Source organism: Sandarakinorhabdus glacialis (genome assembly GCF_014643455.1).
GTDB classification, from domain to species: domain Bacteria; phylum Pseudomonadota; class Alphaproteobacteria; order Sphingomonadales; family Sphingomonadaceae; genus Sandarakinorhabdus; species Sandarakinorhabdus glacialis.
The window spans coordinates 1-964 of sequence record NZ_BMJM01000035.1; the positions used below are offsets into that span (position 1 = coordinate 1).

1 pseudogene is annotated in these 964 nt (G+C 62.1%); it reads left to right on the forward strand.

Going from position 1 to position 964, the window contains the following annotated elements:
- Positions 1–63 precede the first annotated feature (63 nt).
- Positions 64–964: pseudogene (locus IEW98_RS16025) on the forward strand (IS3 family transposase); the annotation flags it as partial.

Below are 964 nucleotides of genomic sequence, written 5' to 3' on the forward strand. Positions count from 1 at the left end.
TGAGGTGGTCCCGGAAAACTGGACAGGGTGTTAAGCTATTCCCGATCTGAAGGATTGACGGGAATGAAGACGACGAGAAAGCGCTACAGCTCGGATTTCAAGGCCAAGGTTGCGCTGGAGGCGATCCGCGGGGATCTGACGCTGACGGAGCTGAGCGCCAAGCACGGCATCCATCACACGATGATCGCTGCATGGAAGCGGCAGGCGATCGACGGCATGGCATCGACCTTTGCTGGCGCCTCGGAGGTGGCGCGGGCAAGCGGCGAGGCGGAGATCGACAAGCTGCATTCGAAGATCGGGCAACTGGTCGTGGAACGGGATTTTTTAGCCAAAGCCTTGGGTCGATGAGCATCGAACGAAGGCGCGGGATGATCGAGGCGGTGCACGCCGATCTGTCGATCTCGGCGCAATGCCGGCTGCTGTCGATCAGCCGATCGTCGTTCTATTACACGCCGCAGCCGGAGTCCGATGAGACGCTGGCGCTTATGCGGGTGATCGATACAGCGTTCCTCGATATGCCCTGGTATGGCAGCCGGCAGATGGTCCGCCATCTGCGGCGCCAAGGCGTCAACATCGGCCGCCGGCGGGTGCGACGGCTGATGGCGAAGATGGGCCTGTCGCCGATCTACCAGCGGCCGCGCACCAGCGATCCGCACCCGCAGCACCGGATTTACCCGTATCTGCTCAGATACATGGCTATCGAGCGGGCGAACCAGGTGTGGTGCGCCGACATCACCTACATCCCGATGCGCCGGGGCTTCCTGTACCTGGTCGCCATTATGGACTGGGCGACCCGCAAAGTGCTGGCGTGGCGGCTGTCGAACACGATGGACGTCGGGTTCTGCGTCATGGCGTTGGAGGAAGCGCTGGCGCGCTTCGGCACCCCCGACATCTTTAACACCGACCAGGGCAGCCAGTTCACCAGCTTTGCTTTCACCGCCGTGCTGAAGGACGCCGAAATCCA